The organism is Pararhodobacter sp., assembly GCF_034676545.1.
Taxonomy (GTDB): Bacteria; Pseudomonadota; Alphaproteobacteria; order Rhodobacterales; family Rhodobacteraceae; genus Pararhodobacter.
Genome location: NZ_JAUCBZ010000015.1, coordinates 3,658,735 through 3,680,499, shown reverse-complemented (window position 1 = coordinate 3,680,499; position 21,765 = coordinate 3,658,735). Strand labels below are relative to the sequence as shown.

The 21,765-nt window shown below is 63.0% G+C and carries 23 protein-coding genes; 10 read left to right on the top strand and 13 right to left on the bottom strand.

Annotated elements, in window-relative coordinates; genetic code table 11:
- Positions 1–12 precede the first annotated feature (12 nt).
- Entirely contained in the window at positions 13–264 is a 252-nt protein-coding gene (locus VDQ28_RS21485) for a DUF2842 domain-containing protein (protein ID WP_323037872.1), read from the bottom strand.
- A complete protein-coding gene (locus VDQ28_RS21480; protein ID WP_323037871.1) occupies positions 264–1,559 on the bottom strand; it encodes an adenylosuccinate synthase in 1,296 nt (431 codons plus the stop codon). Before VDQ28_RS21480 ends, VDQ28_RS21485 begins: the two co-directional genes overlap by 1 nt.
- A gap of 168 nt (positions 1,560–1,727) precedes the next feature.
- Between VDQ28_RS21480 and VDQ28_RS21475 the strand changes: the two genes are divergently transcribed.
- From VDQ28_RS21475 to VDQ28_RS21455, 5 genes are all read left to right on the top strand, one after another.
- The gene (locus tag VDQ28_RS21475; protein WP_323037870.1) at positions 1,728–2,126 is read left to right on the top strand and encodes a DUF6524 family protein; all 399 of its coding nucleotides are present in this window, start codon (positions 1,728–1,730) and stop codon (positions 2,124–2,126) included.
- 128 nt (positions 2,127–2,254) lie between these two features.
- A complete protein-coding gene (secG, locus tag VDQ28_RS21470) occupies positions 2,255–2,614 on the top strand; it encodes a preprotein translocase subunit SecG (protein ID WP_323037869.1) in 360 nt (119 codons plus the stop codon).
- A 151-nt stretch (positions 2,615–2,765) separates the two neighbouring features.
- Positions 2,766–4,409 carry a CTP synthase gene (locus tag VDQ28_RS21465; protein ID WP_323037868.1) on the top strand — a complete coding sequence of 548 codons (1,644 nt, stop codon included), beginning with the start codon at positions 2,766–2,768 and terminating at the stop codon, positions 4,407–4,409.
- A 26-nt stretch (positions 4,410–4,435) separates the two neighbouring features.
- Entirely contained in the window at positions 4,436–4,885 is a 450-nt protein-coding gene (gene rpiB / locus VDQ28_RS21460) for a ribose 5-phosphate isomerase B (RefSeq protein WP_323037867.1), read from the top strand.
- Between the two features lie 174 nt (positions 4,886–5,059).
- Positions 5,060–5,887, top strand: coding sequence for an NAD(P)-dependent oxidoreductase (locus VDQ28_RS21455; protein WP_323037866.1), 828 nt, complete (start codon positions 5,060–5,062; stop codon positions 5,885–5,887).
- A 146-nt stretch (positions 5,888–6,033) separates the two neighbouring features.
- On the opposite strand, the gene VDQ28_RS21450 is transcribed toward VDQ28_RS21455, so the two are convergent.
- From VDQ28_RS21450 to VDQ28_RS21435, 4 genes are all read right to left on the bottom strand, one after another.
- On the bottom strand, positions 6,034–6,165 hold the full coding sequence (locus VDQ28_RS21450) for a hypothetical protein (protein ID WP_323037865.1): 132 nt from the start codon (positions 6,163–6,165) through the stop codon (positions 6,034–6,036).
- Positions 6,166–6,484: 319 nt separating this feature from the next.
- Positions 6,485–8,083, bottom strand: a complete 1,599-nt coding sequence (locus VDQ28_RS21445) for a peptide chain release factor 3 (RefSeq protein ID WP_323037864.1) — start codon at positions 8,081–8,083, stop codon at positions 6,485–6,487.
- Positions 8,084–8,142: 59 nt separating this feature from the next.
- A complete protein-coding gene (locus VDQ28_RS21440) occupies positions 8,143–8,364 on the bottom strand; it encodes a hypothetical protein (protein ID WP_323037863.1) in 222 nt (73 codons plus the stop codon).
- A gap of 173 nt (positions 8,365–8,537) precedes the next feature.
- A complete protein-coding gene (locus VDQ28_RS21435; protein ID WP_323037862.1) occupies positions 8,538–9,422 on the bottom strand; it encodes a sensor domain-containing diguanylate cyclase in 885 nt (294 codons plus the stop codon).
- 305 nt (positions 9,423–9,727) lie between these two features.
- Between VDQ28_RS21435 and VDQ28_RS21430 the strand changes: the two genes are divergently transcribed.
- Positions 9,728–11,260 (top strand): DEAD/DEAH box helicase, encoded by a 1,533-nt coding sequence (locus VDQ28_RS21430; RefSeq protein WP_323037861.1) that lies wholly within the window; start codon positions 9,728–9,730, stop codon positions 11,258–11,260.
- Positions 11,261–11,351: 91 nt separating this feature from the next.
- On the opposite strand, the gene VDQ28_RS21425 is transcribed toward VDQ28_RS21430, so the two are convergent.
- From VDQ28_RS21425 to VDQ28_RS21415, 3 genes are all read right to left on the bottom strand, one after another.
- Entirely contained in the window at positions 11,352–12,722 is a 1,371-nt protein-coding gene (locus VDQ28_RS21425) for a glutamate--cysteine ligase (protein ID WP_323037860.1), read from the bottom strand.
- A gap of 56 nt (positions 12,723–12,778) precedes the next feature.
- Positions 12,779–13,294 carry a hypothetical protein gene (locus VDQ28_RS21420; protein ID WP_323037859.1) on the bottom strand — a complete coding sequence of 172 codons (516 nt, stop codon included), beginning with the start codon at positions 13,292–13,294 and terminating at the stop codon, positions 12,779–12,781.
- Positions 13,295–13,392: 98 nt separating this feature from the next.
- Positions 13,393–14,148 (bottom strand): 16S rRNA (uracil(1498)-N(3))-methyltransferase, encoded by a 756-nt coding sequence (locus tag VDQ28_RS21415; protein ID WP_323037858.1) that lies wholly within the window; start codon positions 14,146–14,148, stop codon positions 13,393–13,395.
- Positions 14,149–14,160: 12 nt separating this feature from the next.
- Between VDQ28_RS21415 and ubiA the strand changes: the two genes are divergently transcribed.
- From ubiA to VDQ28_RS21395, 4 genes are all read left to right on the top strand, one after another.
- A complete protein-coding gene (ubiA, locus tag VDQ28_RS21410; RefSeq protein WP_323037857.1) occupies positions 14,161–15,183 on the top strand; it encodes a 4-hydroxybenzoate octaprenyltransferase in 1,023 nt (340 codons plus the stop codon).
- 61 nt (positions 15,184–15,244) lie between these two features.
- Positions 15,245–17,200 (top strand): OmpA family protein, encoded by a 1,956-nt coding sequence (locus VDQ28_RS21405; protein ID WP_323037856.1) that lies wholly within the window; start codon positions 15,245–15,247, stop codon positions 17,198–17,200.
- Positions 17,201–17,248: 48 nt separating this feature from the next.
- Positions 17,249–17,572 (top strand): hypothetical protein, encoded by a 324-nt coding sequence (locus VDQ28_RS21400; protein ID WP_323037855.1) that lies wholly within the window; start codon positions 17,249–17,251, stop codon positions 17,570–17,572.
- Between the two features lie 159 nt (positions 17,573–17,731).
- The gene (locus VDQ28_RS21395; RefSeq protein ID WP_323037854.1) at positions 17,732–18,298 is read left to right on the top strand and encodes a hypothetical protein; all 567 of its coding nucleotides are present in this window, start codon (positions 17,732–17,734) and stop codon (positions 18,296–18,298) included.
- Here the strand turns inward: VDQ28_RS21395 and VDQ28_RS21390 are convergent, their stop codons facing one another.
- From VDQ28_RS21390 to uvrC, 4 genes are all read right to left on the bottom strand, one after another.
- Entirely contained in the window at positions 18,299–18,739 is a 441-nt protein-coding gene (locus VDQ28_RS21390) for a molybdenum cofactor biosynthesis protein MoaE (protein ID WP_323037853.1), read from the bottom strand.
- 3 nt (positions 18,740–18,742) lie between these two features.
- The gene (gene moaD / locus VDQ28_RS21385) at positions 18,743–18,994 is read right to left on the bottom strand and encodes a molybdopterin converting factor subunit 1 (RefSeq protein ID WP_323037852.1); all 252 of its coding nucleotides are present in this window, start codon (positions 18,992–18,994) and stop codon (positions 18,743–18,745) included.
- On the bottom strand, positions 18,991–19,659 hold the full coding sequence (pgsA, locus tag VDQ28_RS21380) for a CDP-diacylglycerol--glycerol-3-phosphate 3-phosphatidyltransferase (protein WP_323037851.1): 669 nt from the start codon (positions 19,657–19,659) through the stop codon (positions 18,991–18,993). The genes moaD and pgsA overlap by 4 nt, the downstream gene beginning before the upstream one ends.
- Before the next feature lie 108 nt (positions 19,660–19,767).
- Positions 19,768–21,630 carry an excinuclease ABC subunit UvrC gene (uvrC, locus tag VDQ28_RS21375; RefSeq protein ID WP_323037850.1) on the bottom strand — a complete coding sequence of 621 codons (1,863 nt, stop codon included), beginning with the start codon at positions 21,628–21,630 and terminating at the stop codon, positions 19,768–19,770.
- Between the last annotated feature and the right edge of the window lie 135 nt (positions 21,631–21,765).

Sequence of the window (21,765 nt, the reverse complement as noted above, 5' to 3'; positions counted from 1 at the left end):
GCCGCTTTTTTGTCACCATTTTTTCAGATGGTCATCGTCATAGCGCACCGGATTGTCCGGGTCTTCCGCGCCAACCCCTTTGAACACCGCTTTCAGGGGGAACACCCAGGCCACCCCAAGCACCACATACACCGCCAGTTCCACCAGCACATGCTGGCGGCCCATCAGCCCCACGAGGCTGACGGCGACCACGATATACAAGGGCAGCCCCACCAGCAGCACCACCAGGGACCACCGTTTGCGGGCTTTGTACGACAGCGCCATCAGTCGACGAACGGATCGGTGACAAGGATGGTATCCTCGCGCTCGGGGCTGGTGGAGACCATGGCAACCGGGCACTGGATCAGTTCTTCGATGCGGCGGACATATTTCACGGCATTCCCCGGCAGATCATTCCACGAGCGCGCGCCTTCGGTGGTTTCCGACCAGCCCGGCAGTTCCTCGTAGATCGGGGTGACGCGGGCCTGTTGATCGGCGGCGGTCGGCAGGTAATCCACCTGCTTGCCGTCCAATTCGTAGCCGACGCAGATTTTCAGCGTTTCGAACCCGTCCAGCACATCGAGTTTGGTCAGGGAGATCCCGTTGACGCCCGAGGTCGCGCAGGTCTGGCGCACCAGAACCGCGTCGAACCAGCCGCAGCGGCGTTTGCGCCCGGTGGTGGTGCCGAATTCATGGCCGCGCACGCCCAGCCGCTCGCCGTCATCGTCGAGCAACTCGGTCGGAAAAGGGCCTTCGCCGACGCGGGTGGTATAGGCCTTGACGATGCCCAGGACGTAATCAATCGCGCTCGGCCCGACGCCAACCCCGGTTGCGGCCTGACCCGCGATCACGTTTGACGAGGTCACGAACGGATAGGTGCCGAAATCAATGTCGAGCAATGCGCCCTGCGCCCCCTCGAACAGGATGCGTTTTCCGGCGCGCCGCGCGTCGTTCATCACCTTCCACACCGGACCGGCATAGGGCAGGATTTGCGGCGCGATGGCCTTGAGTTGAGCAATCAGCGCGTCCCGGTCGACGGGCTCGATGCCCAGCCCGCGGCGCAGCGGATCGTGATGTTGCAGCGCGCGGTCAACGCGCGCTTCCAAGGTCGCGTCATCGGCCAGATCGGCAACGCGGATGGCGCGGCGGCCGACCTTGTCCTCGTAGCACGGGCCAATGCCGCGCCCGGTGGTGCCAATCTTGGTGCCCTTGCTGGCCGCTTCTTCGCGCGCGCGGTCCAATTCCCCGTGGATCGGCAGGATCAGCGGCGTATTCTCGGCGATCATCAGCGTTTCCGGCGTAATGGTGACGCCTTGTTTGCGAATCGACTCGATTTCCTTGATCAAATGCCATGGGTCCAGCACGACGCCGTTGCCGATCACACTCAACTTGCCGTCACGCACCACGCCTGATGGCAGCGCGTGCAATTTGAACACCTCGCCATCAATGACCAACGTATGGCCCGCGTTATGACCGCCTTGAAACCGCGCGATCACATCGGCGCGCTCGGAAAGCCAGTCGACAATCTTGCCTTTGCCTTCGTCGCCCCACTGGGCGCCCACGACAACAACATTGGCCATAATTACGGGTCCTTGCCTCGGTTCAAACCAAGCGTTCTATAGCGATCTGCGGCGCACAGTGAAACACCCGATTTGCGCAACCACCATTTGGCCGCAGCGCTCTGTGTGTCTGGACATGGCGGCGCTGGCTTGGCACCAAGGGCGCGAACCCCGGAACAGGAGCTTTCCATGGCCTTCGTCTTTCGCTGGCTCATCGCCTTTCTCCTCTTGTCCGCCACCTGGAACCCGACCCGGTGGAATTTCTACCGCTGGAGCATGGAGAACTGGGACACGCGGCTTTCCATCGTGGTGCTGGCCGGATTGGTGCTGTTGGTCGGTTATATCATCTACCTGCGTGCCACGCTGCGCTCGATCGGGCCGCTGGGCATGGCACTGGTGGTCGCGGTGTTCGCGGCGGTGATCTGGGTGCTGGTCGATATCGGCTGGCTCGAGTCCGGGAATTCGGTGGTCAATCAATGGCTGGCGATCATCGTGGCGTCGCTGGTTCTGGGTATTGGCCTGTCGTGGTCGATCATACGGCGGCGAATCAGTGGGCAGGTGGATATCGACGACGTGGATGAAGGGTAACGTCTGCGCCGTCGATCCGGCTGACGGGCGTCGCCCGGGGGGCTGAGGCGGGAAAACCACCGGGCAAAGGGCTTGCACCGCTCAACGGCTGCGCATAGATAGGCGCGAACCGTTTCAAAGGCCGTCCCATGCAGAATGTTGTCCTCGTTATCCACCTACTTTTGGCGCTCTCGCTGATTGGCGTGGTGTTGTTGCAGCGCTCTGAGGGTGGCGGGCTGGGAATAGGGGGCAGCATGGGCCCACAAGCCGGGCGCCCGCCGCTGACTGGTCTGGCCAAATTGACCTGGGGCTTTGCGATCGCGTTTTTCTGCACCTCGGTGGCGCTGACGGTGATTGGCGCGTCGAACACCTCGGATAGCTCGGTGCTGGATCGTCTCGGCGTGACCGACAGTTCGGCCCCTGACAGCGCGACACCGGCGCTGCCATTGCCGGACGTGCAACTGCCACCCGCGGGCGATTCGCCACTTCTGCCCCCACGGCAGGACTGATCCACAAACCAATTCCGGCCCAATATCTCGCGGTAGGGGGCTTACTAACGCAGAATGTTGCGTCCGTATTGCGGAGCGCGGGTGTTTAGGCTATGTCTCGAATCCCGTGGACCGCCGATTTTGGACGGCGACAAACACGGGGGTTTCCTGCATGGCGCGCTACGTTTTCATCACCGGTGGGGTGGTTTCCAGCCTGGGCAAAGGCTTGGCCTCGGCGGCACTCGGGGCGCTGTTGCAGGCGCGGGGCTTTACGGTCCGGCTGCGCAAGCTTGATCCCTATCTGAACGTCGATCCCGGCACGATGTCGCCGTTTGAGCATGGCGAAGTGTTTGTCACCGACGATGGCGCGGAAACCGACCTGGATCTGGGCCATTATGAGCGATTCACCGGCGTGCCGGCGCGCAAGACCGACTCGATTTCCTCGGGGCGCATCTACACCAACGTTCTGGAAAAAGAGCGGCGCGGCGATTATCTGGGCAAAACCATTCAGGTGATCCCCCATGTCACCAATGAAATCAAAGACTTCTTACACATCGGCGATGATGAGGTCGATTTCATGCTGTGTGAAATCGGCGGCACCGTGGGCGATATCGAAGGGCTGCCGTTCTTCGAGGCGATCCGCCAGTTCACCCATGAGCGCCCACGCGGCGAAACGATTCTGATGCACCTGACCTTGCTGCCCTATCTGGCCGCGTCGCGCGAATTGAAGACCAAGCCGACGCAGCACTCGGTCAAGGAATTGCAGTCGATTGGCCTCAAGCCCGATATTCTGGTGTGCCGATCCGAGCACCCGATCCCGGAAAAAGAGCGCGAGAAAATCGCCCTGTTCTGCAATGTGCGCAAAGACGCGGTGATCCCGGCCTATGACCTGAAATCCATCTACGAAGCGCCGCTGGCCTATCACGCGGCTGGGCTGGATCAGGCCGTGCTGGATGCCTTTGGCATCACCCCCGCGCCGCGCCCCAACCTGACCCGCTGGGAAGATGTCAGAGACCGCTTGACCCACGCCGAGGGCGATGTGCGGGTGGCGATTGTTGGCAAATACACGCAGCTTGAGGACGCCTATAAATCCATTGCCGAGGCGCTGACGCATGGCGGCATGGCCAACCGGGTGCGCGTCAAGGCGGAGTGGATCGACGCGGAAATCTTCGAGCGCGAGGACGCCTCGGCGCTGTTGGAGGGGTTCCACGCGATCCTTGTCCCCGGTGGCTTTGGCGAACGCGGCACCGAGGGCAAGATCCGCGCCGCGCAATGGGCCCGCGAAAAGAAGATCCCGTATCTGGGCATCTGTCTGGGGATGCAGATGGCGGTCATCGAGGCCGCGCGCAATCTGGCCGGGATCAAGGACGCAGGGTCCGAGGAATTCGACCACGAGGCCGGCGGCAGGCGCTTTACGCCGGTGGTTTATCACCTGAAAGAATGGGTGCAGGGCAACCACATCGTCGAGCGCAAACTGGGCGACGACAAGGGCGGTACGATGCGGCTGGGTGCGTATGACGCGGTGCTCGACCCGGACTCGAGGGTGGCCGGGATTTACGGCGCAACCCGCATCGAAGAGCGCCACCGCCACCGCTATGAGGTCGATATCAAGTACCGCGACAAGCTGGAGAACACCGGGATGGTGTTTTCGGGCATGTCGCCAGACGGCAAATTGCCCGAGATCGTCGAATATCAGGATCATCCGTGGTTCATCGGCGTGCAATTCCACCCCGAGCTGAAGTCAAAACCCTTTGCGCCGCACCCGCTGTTCGCCGATTTCGTGCGCGCGGCGCTGGATGTGTCACGGCTGGTTTGATGGTCCTTGGTCAAGGCAGGTCTGATATGTCCGGCACCCCGCGAATCGTCCTGTCGAGCGACCACGCCGCCATTCCCCTGCGCCGCGCGATTGCCGCGCATGTTGCGGGGCTTGGCTGGGAGGTGGTCGATATCGGCCCGATGACGCCCGAAAGCACGCCCTATCCTGAGCGCGGCACCGAGGCGGCGCGGCGGGTTGCGTCGGGCGATTGTCGGCTTGGCATCATTCTGTGCGGCACCGGGCAGGGCATCATGATGGCCGCGAACAAGGTCAAGGGCATTCGCTGCGGTGTCTGCTCGGACGCGTATTCGGCGCGCATGATCCGTCAGCATAACGACGCGAACATGCTGTCGCTGGGCGCGCGCGTGGTCGGCGAGGGGTTGGCTTTGGACATTGTTGATGCCTTCCTGAGCGCTGAGTTCGAGGGCGGCAGGCATGCGACTCGCGTGGCCATGATCGCGGCGCTTGACGACTGATCGGCGTTGCGGGCGTGGCGATGGTGCGTGCAAGCACACACCCTACAGGTTTGTCAGGCATGGTGCTGACACGGCGACGGCGGACACAGTGCCGGGCGACGCAAGGTTAGGGTTTCGGCGACGCGGATAAAGCGATTAGGATCGGGCAACGCAAGTCATCCAAGGATCGCCCTGATGCCGACACTCGCCAACAAGACAGTTTTCATCACCGGGTCCAGCCGCGGCATCGGGCGCGAGATCGCCCTGCGCTGTGCGCGGGACGGGGCCAATGTTGTTATTGCCGCGAAATCCGATCAGCCGCATCCCAAGCTGCCCGGCACCATCCACACGGTCGCCGCCGAGGTCGTGGCGGCCGGCGGCCAAGCCTTGCCCATCAAGCTCGATGTGCGCGACGATGACGCGGTGCAGGCGGCGATGGCGCAGGCCGCCGACGCGTTTGGCGGGATTGATATTCTGGTCAACAATGCCAGCGCGATCTTTCTGGCGCCGGTGCAAAAGACCGACATGGCGCGGTATGATCTGATTCAGTCGATCAACACGCGGGGCACGTTGCTCTGCTCGAAAATGGCGATTCCCTATCTGAAGAAGGCGCAGAACCCGCATATCCTGACCCTGTCGCCACCGATCAATCTGGGCCGCCAGTGGCTTGGCGGGTATATTCCGTATACGGTGACAAAATTCGGCATGACGCTGCTGGCGCTGGGTCTGGCCGAGGAGCTGCGCGGTGACGGGATTGCGTCAAACACGCTGTGGCCGCAAACCACGATTGCCACGGCGGCGATCGAGTTTGCGCTGGACAAGGCGCTGATGGCGAAGTCCCGGACACCGGCGATCATGGCTGATGCAGCCTATGCCATTCTGACCACGAACAGCCGCGCGTTGAGCGGCGAGAGCCTTGTGGATGAGCCGTTCCTGAGGCAGCGCGGGGTGAGCGATTTTGATCACTACAAGAACGACCCGGCCTGCGATGATCTGATGATTGACCTGTATATCGACACCTAGCGCACCTTGGGGATGGTGCGTGCAAGCACACACCCTACAGGAAATTTCCGCATGCCGCTCAGGTGTGACGCCTCGTAGGGTGTGTGCTTGCACGCACCGGACCCCAGGCGCAGGGGATGCGCGTCACCCGCGCATCCCCGCGGCGTTCATTTGACCTTCTTGCCACCAATCGTGGTTTCCTTGCCCGCGTTGAAATTTGCGGTCGCCGGGGTCTTGGCTATTTCCTTTTTCGGCTTCTTGATTTCCTTGTTGCCGCGTTTGTTGTCGCCCTTGCCCATGATCGTATCCTTTGATGAACCACCGCCGAGCGGATGCCCGTCGGTCCGATGCTGGGGGAAAGTCAGGGGGGCCGGGCTTTGCGCTCCGGGCGGTGGCTTTCGACAAGCAGCAAGGCCCGCTCTGTCCCGGTGAGGATCAGGATCGGGACCTGCCAGTCTAGAATGGCGTCCCGGCGCGCGCTTTACAAGGGGCGAGGCTTCTGGGTGGCGCAACAGCGACTGGCGGCAAGCGACTGGCAAAAGGCACCAACGCGCACCCCGAATCGGTGGATTCGCGCCCCCTGGTCCGCCGCTTCCGAGGAGCCGGCCGCAATCGTGCTTAAACCATCATTTCCTTGGTTGCGGTCAATTTGACCGCCGGATTGTCGCGCTGAATGCGATCAATATCCCACTGAAGCCGGGTCATGTACACCAGATCACCGTCGGAATCGGTCGCGATATGGCCCTTGTTGGAGTTCACGACCTTGTCGACGTCGGCCTTTGGCCCCGAAAGCCAGCGCGCCGAGGAGAACGGCGAGCTTTCAAAGCGCACCGGCAGGCCATATTCCAGCTCGATCCGGGAGGCCAGAACCTCGAACTGAAGCGGGCCGACCACACCGACGATAAAGCCCGAGCCAATCATCGGCTTGAACACCTTGGCCGCGCCTTCCTCGGCGAATTGCATGAGCGCTTTCTCAAGGTGTTTGGATTTCAGCGGATCGCCGGCGCGACAGGTCTGCAACAACTCGGGCGCAAAGGACGGGATGCCGGTAAAGCGAATCGCCTCGCCTTCGGTCAGCGTGTCGCCAATGCGCAGCTGTCCGTGGTTGGGAATGCCGATGATGTCGCCCGCCCATGCCTCTTCGGTCAACTCGCGGTCGGCGGCGAGGAACAGCATCGGGTTCGAGACGGTCATCGGCTTGCCAAGCCGCACATGTTGCAGTTTCATGCCGCGCAGGAAATGCCCCGAGGCCAGCCGCACAAAGGCCACCCGGTCGCGGTGCTTGGGGTCCATATTGGCCTGCACCTTGAAAACAAAGCCGGTAACCTTGTCCTCGCCGGGGTCGATCTGGCGGCCATCGGTGGTCAGGGGTTGCGGCTCTGGCCCGTATTCGGCCATGCCGCGCATCAATTCCTGTACGCCGAAGGAATTGATCGCCGAGCCGAACCAGATCGGCGACATCGAGCCATTCAGCACCGAGTCGTGATCAAACTTCGGCAGCAATTCGCGCGCCATCTCGATTTCTTCGCGCAGCGTTTCCAGCATGTCGGCGGGGATGTGTTGGGCCAGTTTCGGGTCGTCGAGGCCATTGATCTTCAGGCTTTCGCCGACCTTGTTACGATCCGCGCGGTCCATCAGTTCCAGCCGGTCGTTGATCAGGTCGTAACAGCCCAGAAACGCGCGGCCCTGACCGATGGGCCAGGACGCCGGAGTCACGTCAATCGCCAGATTTTCCTGGATTTCGTCGATGATCTCGAAGGTATCGCGGGCCTCGCGGTCCATCTTGTTGCAAAACGTCAGGATCGGCAGGTCACGCAACCGGCAGACCTCGAACAGTTTCTGCGTCTGGCTCTCGACACCCTTGGCCCCGTCGATCACCATGATTGCGGCATCCACGGCGGTCAGCGTGCGATAGGTGTCTTCGGAAAAGTCGCTGTGGCCGGGGGTGTCCACCAGATTGAAGCGGTGGCCATCAAAGTCAAAGGACATCGCCGAGGCCGAGACCGAGATTCCGCGGTCCTTTTCCATCTGCATGAAATCCGAGCGCGTGCGCCGCGCCTCGCCCTTGGCGCGGACCTGGCCGGCCATCTGGATCGCCCCGCCAAACAGCAGGAATTTTTCGGTCAATGTGGTTTTGCCAGCGTCGGGATGCGAGATGATCGCAAAGGTCCGGCGGCGGGCGATTTCAGGCGGAAGTTTGGGGCGATTGTCCAGCATGGCGCGCCTCTAGCGTAAAGCGTGCATCCTGTCCACTGGCTGCAGAAATCTGGCGGGGCCTATCGTGGTGCCGAGGCGAGAATGAGGCGCGCCTCGGCGCTGCCATGGCGCGTCATCAAGTCTACCGGGCGCTGCGGCGGGGCTTCCATCATGCGCAGCGAGATGACGCAGACGGTTTCGACATCGCCGCAATGCGATGTGGCGGGCATGGTGGCCGAGGCCATCGAGCCGTTCAACATCAGCGTGGCGGTCGCGGCGAGGGCAAGGGCGGTCCGGGGCATGGCAGTGTCCTTTTCGCATCGGTTGCTGTCTCAATGCCCATGGGTCGGTTTTGGTTCCGTTACCGTTCAATAAAAAGTGTCAATGCCGTGAGGGGATTGTCAGAGCGCCCGGTCCAATGGAAAAGGCCGCACCCCCAAGGGTACGGCCCGTTTGTCAGGGTCTCTGGCGTGGATCAGTTCACCATGGCGCGCAATGGTTGTGCATCGACGGCAACATTCACCCGGTTGCGGCCCGAGCCTTTGGCGGCGTAAAGCTGCTCGTCGGCCCGGTCGGACCAATCTTCGACATCGAGCACCGCATTGGTGGCCTCGGCCACGCCAAAGCTGGAGGTGATCCTGATCTCGGGGTGCCCCGGAATCGTGGCGTTCTCGATCGCGATGCGCACGCGCTCGGCGACATCTGCCGCGCGCTGGGCGTCGGCATTGGCAACCAGAATGGCGAATTCCTCGCCACCGACGCGGCCAAAACTGTCCTCGACGCGCAATTCGCGCAAAACGGTCCGGGCCACGGTTTTCAACACCGCATCGCCGGCGGCATGGCCCCAGGTGTCATTGACGCGCTTGAAGTGGTCCAGATCGAACAGAATCAGCGACGCGGTGCCTTGCGCGCGGGTACGGGCGGCAAAGGTCTTGCGCAGCGTGTCCGAGAAGGCGCGGCGGGTCATGGCCCCGGTCAGCACATCGCGGCTGGCCTCGGACCACAGTTCAACCTGATCGACCACCAGTTTGGCAAACCCTTCCAGCAATTGACAGTCGCGGTCGCTGAAGTCGCGCTCGACGGTGTCGAGAATGCGCAGCGAGCCGATGACCTCGTCATGGTTGATCAGCGGGATTTCAAGAAATGAGCGATACACGCCGCGTTCGGCATTGGCCGGTGCGCCATGCAGCGCGACGGCCACCGAGGGCACATGGAACACGGTCTTGATCAGGTCCGTCACGGCATCGAATTGAGCAGGGGCAGGCAGGGCCGCCTGAACCGGGGTATGGAGCATGGAATTGGCCTCTGCCGCGGGAACGGCGTCAATGTCGTGGGATGTAAATGTGACGCGGGCGTTCATTGGGACTTCCTTCGCGGTTAACGCGTGATGACCCTTTGTGGTCTGTGAATGCGTCGCGGATTTGTGCGACCTGAGGCGAAAGGAAGGTTAATTCTGGATTAACCAAGGCAGAACAGGGTTAACCGCCGCATTTGCGCCGCATTTGGCCGGTGTCAGAAGGCTTTCATTGACCCCGGCACGCAATTGCGTTAGTCGGCGCAATCGGCCCCATTCCTGATCGATTGGGCAACGGTACAGATGCCAGGGCGCGAAGATGGGCGTCCTATATTGGAATTGCGGCCCGATGCCGCAACATACGGACACACATGACCAAATTTACTGATCTCTCGCTGGACCCCAAGGTCCTCAAAGCCGTTGTCGAAGCTGGCTACGAAACGCCGACTCCCATTCAAGCCCAAGCCATCCCCGAGGCCCTTGCCGGTCGTGATGTGCTGGGAATCGCGCAAACCGGAACCGGCAAGACCGCGTCCTTTGTGCTGCCCTTGATCACGCGCCTGTCGCGGGGCCGGGCGCGGGCACGGATGCCGCGCAGCCTCGTGTTGGCGCCGACCCGCGAATTGGCCGCGCAGGTGGCCGAGAATTTCGACACCTACGCCAAATATACCAAACTGACCAAGGCCCTGTTGATCGGTGGCGTCAGTTTTGGTGAGCAAGACAAGCTGATCGACCGCGGCGTCGATGTTCTGATCGCCACGCCGGGCCGCCTGCTGGACCATTTCGAGCGCGGCAAGCTGCTGTTGACCGGCGTTGAGGTGATGGTTGTCGATGAGGCCGACCGCATGCTGGACATGGGGTTCATTCCGGATATCGAGCGCATCTTCCAGATGACGCCCTTCACCCGCCAGACGCTGTTTTTCTCGGCGACGATGGCGCCGGAAATCGAGCGCATCACCAACACCTTCCTGTCGAACCCGGTGCGTGTGGAAGTCGCGCGGCAGGCGACGACGGCGGAGACCATCACCCAGTTGCTGATCGAGATGAAGCCCAGCCGCCGGGATCGCTCGTTCAGCGAAAAGCGCAATGTCCTGCGCGATCTGATCAACGCCGAAGGTGACAGCTGCACCAACGCGATCATCTTCTGCAATCGCAAGATTGATGTGGATGTCGTGGCAAAATCTCTGAAAAAGCACGGTTTCGATGCGTCGCCGATTCATGGCGATCTGGACCAATCGGTGCGCACGCGCACGCTCGATGGTTTCCGCGAAGGCACTGTGCGTTTGCTGGTGGCGTCGGATGTGGCGGCACGGGGGCTGGATATTCCGGCGGTGAGCCATGTGTTCAACTTCGATGTGCCCAGCCATGCCGAGGATTATGTCCACCGCATTGGCCGCACCGGCCGGGCGGGGCGTCTGGGCAAGGCGTTTACCATTGCGACACCGTCGGACGACAAATATGTCGCGGCGATCGAGGCGTTGCTGCAAAAGCAATTGCCGCGTGGCGTTGCACCCGGCGCGGCAGAGTCGCCGCGTGCCGAGGTGTCGGATGCAGTGCCCGAGGAAAAGCCTGTGCGCAAACGCGCCAGCCGCAGTCGCAAGACCGAGCGTGTCGAAAGCGAAAAGCCCGTTGCGGTCAAGGCCGTCGAGGCCGTCGCCGCGCAACCCGTCGCCGCGCAACCTGTCGCCGCGCCAGAAGCCGTTGCGGCAGTGCCAGCACCGGATCACCGGCGTTCTGATCGTCGCACCGAGGCCCGCACCGAGGCCCGCGACAACAACGCCCGCGACAACATTGGGCGCGACAACAACCGGGGCCGTGGCCGCCGGGATCGTCAGCGCGATGAGCCGGTTGTCGGCATGGGTGACCATGTGCCCGATTTCTTGCTGCGCGATTTCCGGGCGTAAACCGACCAAGACCAACCATCAGGCCAAAAAAACAGGGGGTGCCAATTTGGCGCCCCCTTTTCTTTGGTGATGGCGGCGGGAAATGCCGCGCTCAGTAGCTGTATTCGTCGTAAATGCGGGTCAGATCGCCGTTCCAGTCGCCGTGATAGCGCGCCAGCAGCTCATCCGCCGGGGTTTGGCCGGTCTCGATGCTGTCGCGCAAGGCGTTGAGGAAGTGGGTTTCATCCGGGATCAAGCCACCCGAGCCGGGCCGTGCGCGGGCCTTGAGACCGGCGTCGGCGATGTTGACGACTTCGCGCGCCAGATCGAGCATCTTGACGCCGTGCGTCTCGGCTTGCAGCCCGTCGACGCTGGCGGCAACACGCAGCGCCTCGCGGGTTTCCAGATCCCAATCCTTGCACAGATCCCAGCAGGCATCGAGCGCGGTTTGGTCATACATCATGCCGACCCACAGGCCGGGCAGGGCGCACAGACGCCGCCACTGGCCACCATCGGCGCCGCGGGTTTCAAGGTATTTCTTGATGCGCGCTTCGGGGAAGATCGTGGTCAGGTGGTCGGCCCAATCGCTGAGCGTCGGCACTTCGCCGGGCAGGGCAGGCAATTTGCCCTGCATGAAATCGCGGAACGACTGGCCCAGGGCATTGATGTATTTGCCGTCGCGGTAGACGAAATACATCGGCACATCGAGCGCGTAATCGACGTATTGCTGGAAGCCGAAGCCTTCCTCGAAGACAAAGGGCAGCGTGCCGGTGCGCGCCGGGTCCAGATCACGCCAGATGCGCGAGCGCCAGGATTTATGGCCATTGGGCTTGCCGTCAAAGAACGGGGAATTGGCGAACAGCGCGGTCGCAACGGGTTGCAGGGCCAGGGCCACGCGCAGCTTCTGCACCATGTCGGCCTCGGACGCGAAGTCGAGGTTGACCTGAACCGTGCAGGTGCGGCGCATCATCTGCGTGCCGTGGGTGCCGACCTTTTGCATGTAGCTGTCCATCAGCTTGTAGCGGCCCTTGGGCATCAGCGGCATGTCGTCATGTGACCAGATCGGCGCGGCACCCAACCCGATGAACCCGACGCCAACCTCGTCGGCGATGGATTTCACCTCGCGCAGGTGCTCGTTCACCTCGTCGCAGGTCTGGTGGATGGTTTCCAAAGGCGCGCCCGACAGTTCCAGCTGACCGCCCGGCTCAAGGCTGACATTCGCGCCGTTCAGCGTCAGGCCGATCAGGTTGTCGCCCTCCATCACCGGCTGCCAGCCGTAGCGATCGCGCAGCCCTTCGAGGACGGCGACGATGGAGCGTTCCCCCAGATACGGCAGGGGACGTTGGCTGTCCTTGCAATAGCCGAATTTCTCGTGCTCGGTGCCGATGCGCCAATCGTCCTTGGGCTTGCAGCCCGACGCGAGGTATTCGGCGAGTTGATCGGGATGTTCAATCGGCCCGCCGCCGGACTGAGGAATGGACATATCATGGGCTCCGGGCAATGTGAGGATCAGTGTTCAGACCTGTCGCTCAGGGCGGCTCAAGTCAAGAGGGTGCGCGTGGTTCTTCGCCAGATGGTGTGTGCCCGAGCGGCGGGGTCTTGTGCAAGACTGCGCAAGAGCGACTCCATGTCCAGCCCCGGCAGCCGGGTGAAGGCGTCGAACAGGGCCTCGGCCCCGGTGGCGGCGCGAGGCACCACAAGGATTTGGCCATCCTCGGCCTCGATCAGCCAGAAACCGGTGTCGGCGCTGAGGCTGAGGGCGACAATCGAGTCGATGGCGGCAAATCCGCCGCCGCGCGGGCCGAAAAACCGGATTTCCCCCTCGACGACCTGCACCACGCCCGGCCCGGCGCCCTGGGTGTTGAACCGCGCGCGCTGAAGCGCGCTCCAGAGCAGCGCGAGGCCAAGCACAATGATCAGCCAGCCGAGCCACTGGACAAGCCCGTAACTGGTCAGCGCCCAGAATGCGCCCAAGGCGGTGATCGCCGCGGCAATCAGCGGCTCGCCCCAACGGCGCAGGGCGCGGCGGGCGGCGGGGCGAATGAAGTCAATCATGGGCGACGCATAGCATGGATCATCCCGTTGAGGCAGGCCCCGGAACCGCGCCGCGCGTCACGCTGAACCAACCCGAGGGCGCGGCGGCGTGCATCAGGTCACCGCCAATCGCCGTGCAGGCTCTGCCACAGGGTGAGCGCGGCCACGGCGGCGGTATCGGCGCGCAGGATGCGCGGGCCAAGGGCAAGGTGGCGGATGAAGGGCAGGGCGGCGAGGCGCGTGCGTTCCGAGGGCGAAAAGCCGCCCTCGGGGCCGATCAGGATGGCGGCGGGGGCGGGGGCCAGGTCGCAGGTGGTCTGACCTGTCAGCGCTTCGTTGGCCCACCATAACGCGCGCCCCTCGGGCCAGGCGGACAGCAGACGGGGCAAGGGTGTCAGGTCGGCGACCTCGGGGACAAAGGTGCCGCCCGATTGCTCGGCGGCCTCGATGGCGTGGGCTTGCAGCCGGTCGCGGCGGATGCGTTCGGCGTTGGTGAATTCGGTCTGCACCGGCACGATGCGCGAGACGCCCAGTTCCACGGCCTTCTCGACAATGAAATCGGTGCGCGTCTTCTTGATTGGCGCAAACACCATCCAGACGTCAGGCGGGTTGGCTTGCAGGGCGGTTGGAGCTTCGCAATCCAGAATGCCGCCGCGCTTGGCCAGCCGCACAATGCGCGCGCGCCACTCGCCCGCTGTGCCGTTGAACAGGGCAACCGCATCGCCGGGTGCCATGCGCATCACATTGCCAAGATAATGTGATTGGTCTTGCGACACCTCAACGTGTTGCCCTTCGGCCAGTGCTTGCTCTACATAGAGGCGCACCTTGGGGCGGTCGTCAGGTTTGGCGGCGGTTCGGGGTGGGTTCGTGGGCATGGAAACACTTGTATGACCGAGACAGGCCAAACACCAGAGGCCGAAACACAGACCTCGGGTCAAAAACCCGACGCCGCCGCGCCGACGGCGGAGGCGGGCCCTATTGCCGACCGTGTCCCCGATAACTGGGTCGATACCAAAGCGCCCGAGGATCTGCGGCCCTATCTGCGCCTGTCACGGGCGGATCGGCCGATCGGCACCTGGCTGCTGCTGCTGCCGTGTTGGTGGGGGGCGCTGCTGGGGGCATTGGCCAAGCCCGACGCGGCGGGGCTGAGCACGGTCTGGATCATGCTGGCCTGTGCGATAGGTGCGTTCCTGATGCGCGGTGCGGGCTGCACCTGGAATGACATCTCGGATCGTGACATCGACCCTCTGGTGGAGCGCACGCGCAACCGCCCGCTGGCCGCGGGGCAGGTGACGGTGCGCGAGGCGCTGATCTGGATGGGGGTGCAGATGATCGCCTCGTTCCTGCTGTTGCTGACCTTCAACGGCGCGGCAATCACGCTGGGCATTCTGGCGCTGCTGCCGGTGGCGATCTATCCCTTTGCCAAGCGATTCACCTGGTGGCCGCAGGTGTTCCTGGGGCTGGCGTTCAATTGGGGTGCGTTGCTGGCGTGGACGGCGCAAACCGGGTCGCTGGGGGTTCCGGCGGTCATCCTGTACCTTGCCGGGATCAGCTGGACGCTGTTTTACGACACCATCTATGCCCATCAGGACCGCGAGGATGACGCGCTGATCGGGGTGAAATCCACCGCACGGCTGTTTGGCGACAAGTCGGAATATTGGCTGCGCGGGTTCCTGATCACGTCGGTTGTGCTGATGTCGCTGGCGGTTATTTATGCGCTGGCCCCCCTGGCGAACCCGCTGACGCTGTCGCTCAGCCTCGCCGGGTGCTGGGCCTTTGGTGCGCATCTGAATTGGCAGCTTGGGCGGCTCAACATCAACGATTCGGCGGTGTGCTTGCGGTTGTTCCATTCGAACCGCGATGCCGGTTTGATCGTTGTGCTGATTTTCGCCGCCGCCTTGCTGGTGTGATTGCATCGCTTCGCGCATGGGTCTAGGTCATGGGCGCAACGGCAATCGCCTTGGATCGAATATGACCAATAAACCTCAGCTTGTCTCTATCGCGGCTTTCGTGCTGGCTCTTCTCTTGGCGCTGGTCACGGCACTGGTGCTGGTGAGCGTGATTGAACGGCGCACGATGTCATCGCTGAACGCGGCGTTCCAGACGGCCGGGTTGGATTGGGTCGAGGTGACGCCGGACGGGCTGGGGGTCAAGCTGACGGGCACCGCCGCCACCGAATCGCTGCGTATCCGGGCGCTCCGGGTCGCGGGCACGGTGATCGACACGTCGCGCGTCTCTGACGAGATCGAGGTGACGGTGCGCACCGCCGTCGTCGCCCCGGTGTTCCGGATTGAGTTGATGCGCGACCGACAGAACCTGTCGGTGATCGGATTGGTGCCGTTGACGACCGATGGCGACCCGATCCTTGAGCGCTTGCAAGACAGTGTCCGGGACGCGGATATCGCGGACATGTTGCAGACTGCGGATCATGCGGTGCCGGGAGGCTGGGTCGCCGCGGTGGATTTTGCCGTGCAGGCGGTGGCCTTGTTGGACGTGGGGCGGATTTCGGTGACGGCGGGGCGGATCGAGGTTGAAGCCCTTGTGCCAAGCCCCGAAGCGCGCACACGTCTGGAAACGCAACTGCGCGAGATCGCGCCAAGTGGGCAGGTGCTGAGCTTGCAATTGACCGCGCCGCGTCCGGTCGCCGCGCCGTTTCTGCTGCGGGTCGATACCGAACAGGGAGTCATGCGCGTCCGGGCATGCTCGGCCGATACCGAGGCCGCCCAGACCCGCATTCGCGCTGCGCTGACGGCTGCGGGCGTCGCCCAGCGAGTGACCTGCCCCTTGGCGCTGGGGGCACCCTCGCCGCGCTGGGGCGAGGCCGCGGCGGCGTCGATTGCGGCGCTGTCCGACCTGCAAGCCGGAAGTCTGACGATCTCGGACGGCGAGGTTGTGCTGAACGTGCCGCATACCGTGGCCAGTGCCGCGTTTGACCGGGCCGTGGGCGCGCTGGAAACCCAGTTGCCGCCCGCATTCTCGCTGGCGGCGCGGCGGCTTGATCCACCCGAAGCGGCGCAAAATGTCGATGAGGGGCGGCCCGAAATGCTGATGACCCTCACCGAAGACGGGCGCTTGACGCTTGCCGGACGATTGCCCGACACAAGAATTCGCGCCGCCGTCCAGGCCTTTGCCCGCGCGCGCTTTGGCGCGCAAGCGGTGACAATGGCGGCGCGGGTTGACGGAGATCTGCCACAAGGCTGGTCGATGCGCGTCCTGACCGCCCTCGATGCCCTTGCGGAAACCCATCACGGATCGGCACTGGTGCTGGAGGACCGGATTGAAATCGACGGTGTGTCCGGCAACCCGGATGTTTCGTCACAGGTGACGCAGGCCATTGTGCAAGGGTTGGGCGCTGACGCGGAATTCTCGGTCAATGTGGCCTATGACGAGGCCTATGATCCGGTCGCACAGGCCCCGACCCCGGACAATTGCGAGGCGCGCATTCATGCGATTTTGGCCGAAACCAAGATCACCTTTGATCCCGGCTCGGTTGCAATCAACACGGCAACGGGCCGCGTGCTGGACGATATCGCCGATGTGTTGCGCGAATGCGGTGAATTGCCGTTCGAGGTTGCCGGCTACACCGACAGCCAAGGCCGCGACGAGAGCAATCTGGGTCTGAGCCAGGCCCGCGCGTCGGCGGTGATCAACGCACTGTTGACGCGGCGTGTGCTGGTGTCGTCGATGGTGGCGCAGGGCTATGGCGCGGCAAACCCGATTGCCGATAACGCCACCGAAGCGGGCCGCGAGGCCAACCGGCGGATCGAATTCACCTTGATCCGGCCCGAGCCCGATCCGGAACCGCTGGACCCCGCGTTGGAGCTGGAGCTGGTGTTTGACATTCAAACCCCGACCGACTCGACCATACGGCCACGGGTACGCCCCGCAAGTCTGGCCGGGCCAGCGCCCGACGCGACGAACAACTAAGACGATGCGGCCCCAAAGAACCAAGTCACGCACGAACCGGAGACCCCTATGAACCGCACTGAATTTGTCGTTGTCACTGTGATCGTGTTGACCACGGCCTTTGCTCTGGGGTGGTTCGTGAACTGGCTGGTGCATCGTTTCACGCGTGTGACGCAAGCCGATCTTGGCGAATTGGAGCGCATGGCGCAGGCCCTGCATGAAGCCGAAGAAACGCGCGATCAGGCCATCAGCTATATTCAGCAGCTCGAGGAAGAAACGGAACGGCAAACCGCGCAACTGCAGGCCGAGTTGCGCGCCGCGATGGATGGGCTGCGCGAGGCGCGCCACCAGAATGAGTATCTGCAGTCGTTGCTCACGGCGCGGGAAACGTAAACACAACTCTGCGAGCAGACCTTGCTCTGGCGCCAGCGGGCGGGCAAAGTGCCCTGTATCGCATGACGATTGGGGCGTTTCGGATGATCATTGGATCTGTTGCACGGGCGATTGCGCGACCCACCTTGGTTGCGCTGCCATTCTTGCTGGGCGGTCTTTGTGCCCCCAGCCCCGCGTCTGGCCGGGCCCCTGACCGAGGCGGCCAGCGCCATCGAATTGCTGATCGCGCAAGGCCAGACCCGCGAGGCGGTTGACGCGGCGCGCGATTTCATGCGCGCGGTCACGGATCTGAGCGGATTTGGCGTTACCAACGCCCAGCTTATCGCCAGTCCGGCAACCGGGTTTGGCATCTTCGAACCCCGCGCGAGCAATGTGTATCGCATCGGTGACCCGGTTTACGCCTATGTCGAGGTCTACGGCTTCTCGCTGACCCCGCAGCCGAGTGGCGTCAACCAGATGCGCTTTGACGTGGCTTTCACGCTGGATTCACCGGATGGACGGCAAATGACCCCCGAGCTGATTCCGATGGGCGACATCCAACTGGAATCGTATCGAGAGCCGGTAGACGGATATTTCCATCTGACCTACCGCGTGACCGGGGCGGTTGGCGCATTTACGTTGCGCACATCGGTGACCGACCGCGAAAGCGGGCAACGGGCAGAGTTCACGTTGCCGGTGGTTTTCGAGGATGCACCCAGCGGACTTGCCCCATCGGTCGAAAAGTGATCACCAGCGTTTGAGCGCGTCCTCGTCCTCGTCTCGCGCGGCAACCCAGGCGGTGCCCTGTGCCGAGCGTTCTTTCTTCCAGAAGGGCGCGCGCGATTTCAGATAGTCCATCAGGAATTCCGCGGCGGCAAAGGCGTCTGCGCGGTGGCGTGCGGCGGTGGCGACCATCATGATCATCTCGCCCGGCGCCAGCGGGCCGAAGCGATGGATGATCAGCGCCTCGGACAAGGACCAGCGGGCGCGCGCCTGTGCCTCGATGTCGGCCAGCGCGCGTTCGGTCATGCCGGGGTAGTGCTCGATCTCCATGCCCAGAAGCGTGCCCTCATTGTCGCGCACGATCCCGCCAAAGGTGACGATTGCACCCGCGCCGTCGGATTGTGCGGCGAACCCGGAACACTCTGCGCCATAGTCAAACGCCTCGGCCTGCACACGGATCGCCATGTCTCAGCCGCCGGTCATGGGGGGGAAGAACGCCACCTCACGCACGCCTGCCAGGGGCGAGTCGAACGCGGATAATTCCTGATCCAGGGCCACGCGAACCGAGGCGAGGTCAGAGAACGCCAGCGCATAGCGTTCCTCGCGGCTGCGCAATTCGGCAACCAGATCCGCGACGGTCGCGGCGGTGGTGTCGACGGCTTCACGCGGGACGCCGATGCGTTCGCGCAGCCAGGCAAAATAGAGAACCGTAACAGTCATTCCGCAACGTCCTTGAGATAGGGCATGGCCTTTTTCAGATAGTCCCAGCCGGTGATCGCTGTCAAAGCCGCCGCAACCCAGATCAGCGCAAGGCCAAACAGCCAGACGGTTTCCCCGCCAAACGTGGCCAGGGAGAGCACGTTGAAATCCGCATCAAGTCCGGCGTTCGACATCTCCCGCATGAGCGAATGATTCCGGGCCAGCGCCTGTTCGCGCACATATTCCAGCCCCATCGCCGCAAAAAGCACCGAGATCGCCACCATCTGCGCGGTGGTTTTCCATTTCGCCAGCTTGGTCACCGCCAAGAGGCTTGATTTGCTTCCCAGAAATTCACGCAGCCCCGACACGAACACCTCGCGGAACAAGATCACCGTGGCGGGAATGATCAGCCACGGGTCCATGCCGGAAAACCCGGTGATGACCAGCAGCGCGATGACCACCATCGCCTTGTCGGCGATCGGGTCCAGCATCGCGCCAACCCGGCTTTCCTGCCGCCACAGCCGGGCGAGGTAGCCGTCGAAGAAATCGGTGACGGCGGCGCTGAGGAACAACACCAGGGCAAACCAGTCAGCCCAAGGCCGGGCGAAATACAAAAACATCACGGCCACCCCGGGGGCCGCGAGGAGGCGAATGAAAGTTAACGTGTTTGGTATATTCCACCGCATGGTGTCTATCTAATCCCAAAAGAGTATCGGTGGAAGGGGGCAAAGCCCGTCAGAGGTCTTACGCGGCGGCGCCGGGTTTCCGTCGCGGTGGGTGGGGCGGCGTGGGGATCAGCCTTCGCCGGCATTGAAGAAATCGTAGATCGTGCGGGCCATCGCCTCGGAAATACCGGCCACCGCCGTCAGATCCGCCAATCCGGCCCGCGTCACCGCCTTGGCCGAGCCGAAATGTGCCAGCAAGGCCCGTTTGCGCGAGGCCCCGACGCCGGGGATTTCATCCAGTGGCGTGCGGGTGCTGGCCTTGGCGCGGGCGGCGCGGTGGGTGCCGATGGCAAAGCGGTGCGCCTCGTCGCGCAGCCGTTGGATGAAATACAGAACCGGGTCATTATGGCGCAGCGCAAAGGGGGGCTGTCCGGTGCGATGAAATTCCTCGCGGCCCAGATCACGATCGACGCCTTTGGCAACACCGATGAACGGTACATCGTCGATGCCCAACGCCGCCAGCGCCTCGGCCACACTGGAGACCTGTCCAACCCCGCCGTCGATCAGCAGCAGGTCCGGCCAGGCCTCGGTCTCGCGCGTGGGGTCGTCGCGCAGCAGTCTTTCGAACCGCCGGGTGATGACCTCGCGCATCATGCCAAAGTCATCGCCCTGCGCCCCCGCGTCTGTCTTGATGGTGAATTTGCGGTACTGATTCTTGAGGAAACCCTCGGGTCCGGCGACGATCATCGCGCCAATGGCGTGGGCACCCTGAATGTGGCTGTTGTCGTAAACCTCAACCCGCTTTGGCGCCTCGTCAAGGCCAAAGGCCTCGGCCATGCCGGACAACAGGCGCGACTGCGCGGCGCTCTCGGACATCTTGCGCCCCAGCGATTCGCGGGCATTGCGCGTGGCGTTTTCGACCAGTTCCAGCTTTTCGCCGCGTTGAGGGACGCGCAGATCGACATTGCGCCCGGCGCGTGCCGACAAAAGCTCGCGCACCAGATCCTCGTTCTCGACCTCATGCGACAACAGGATCTGCCGGGGTGGCGGCTTGTCATCGTAGAACTGCGCCAGAAACGCCTCGAGGATCTCGCCCTCCTCGGCCCCGGAACCGGTGCGCGGGTAGAAATCGCGGTTGCCCCAGCTTTGATGCGCGCGGATGAAAAACACCTGAACGCAGGCCAGACCCTTTTCCAGATGCAGCGCGATCACGTCGGCTTCTTCGACCCCCTTGGGGTTGATGCCCTGCTGTTGCTGCACGGTGGTCAGCGCGCGAATGCGGTCGCGCAGCGCGGCGGCGCGCTCGAATTCCATCGTGTCCGAGGCGGCTTGCATCTGCTCGGCCAGCGCCGCTTGCACATGGGTCGTCTTGCCCGACAGGAACCGTTCGGCGTCTGATACCAGCCCGGAGTATTCCTCGGGCGTGACCAAGCCGACGCAGGGCGCGCAACACCGTTTGATTTGATAGAGCAAACAGGGCCGCGTGCGGTTGGCATAGATCGTATCGGTGCAAGATCGCAAAAGGAACACTTTCTGCAACTGGTTCAACGTGCGATTGACCGCACCCGAACTGGCGAAGGGTCCGAAATAACTGCCTTTTGTGCTGCGCTTGCCGCGATGCTTGCGGATCTGTGGATAGGCATGATTTTTGGCAATCAGGATATTGGGAAAACTTTTGTCATCGCGCAGCAGCACGTTGTAGACGGGCTTGAGCTGCTTGATCAGGTTCTGTTCCAGCAGCAGCGCTTCGGTCTCGGAGCGTGTGGTCAGGAACATCATTGCGCGGGTTTCGGAAATCATCCGGGCAATCCGCGCGGTGTGGCCGGTCGCGCGCGCGTAATTCGACACCCGCGCTTTCAGATTGCGGGCTTTGCCGACGTAGAGAACACGCGCTTCGTCATCCAGCATCCGATAAACGCCCGGCGACCCGTCGAGGGTTTTGACATAGGAAGCGATCAGGGCATGCCCTGTGAGTGCGGCAGGTTCAGACATGAGACGTATTTCGGGTGATTCTGGTGTGAGCTGCACTCTAGCGTGCACAAGATCAAGGGCAAAGCTTTCCACGGAACCTGTGGATAAGTCTGTGGATTGCCTATGGAGAGACAGAGATTTCCCTTGTTTCTAGCG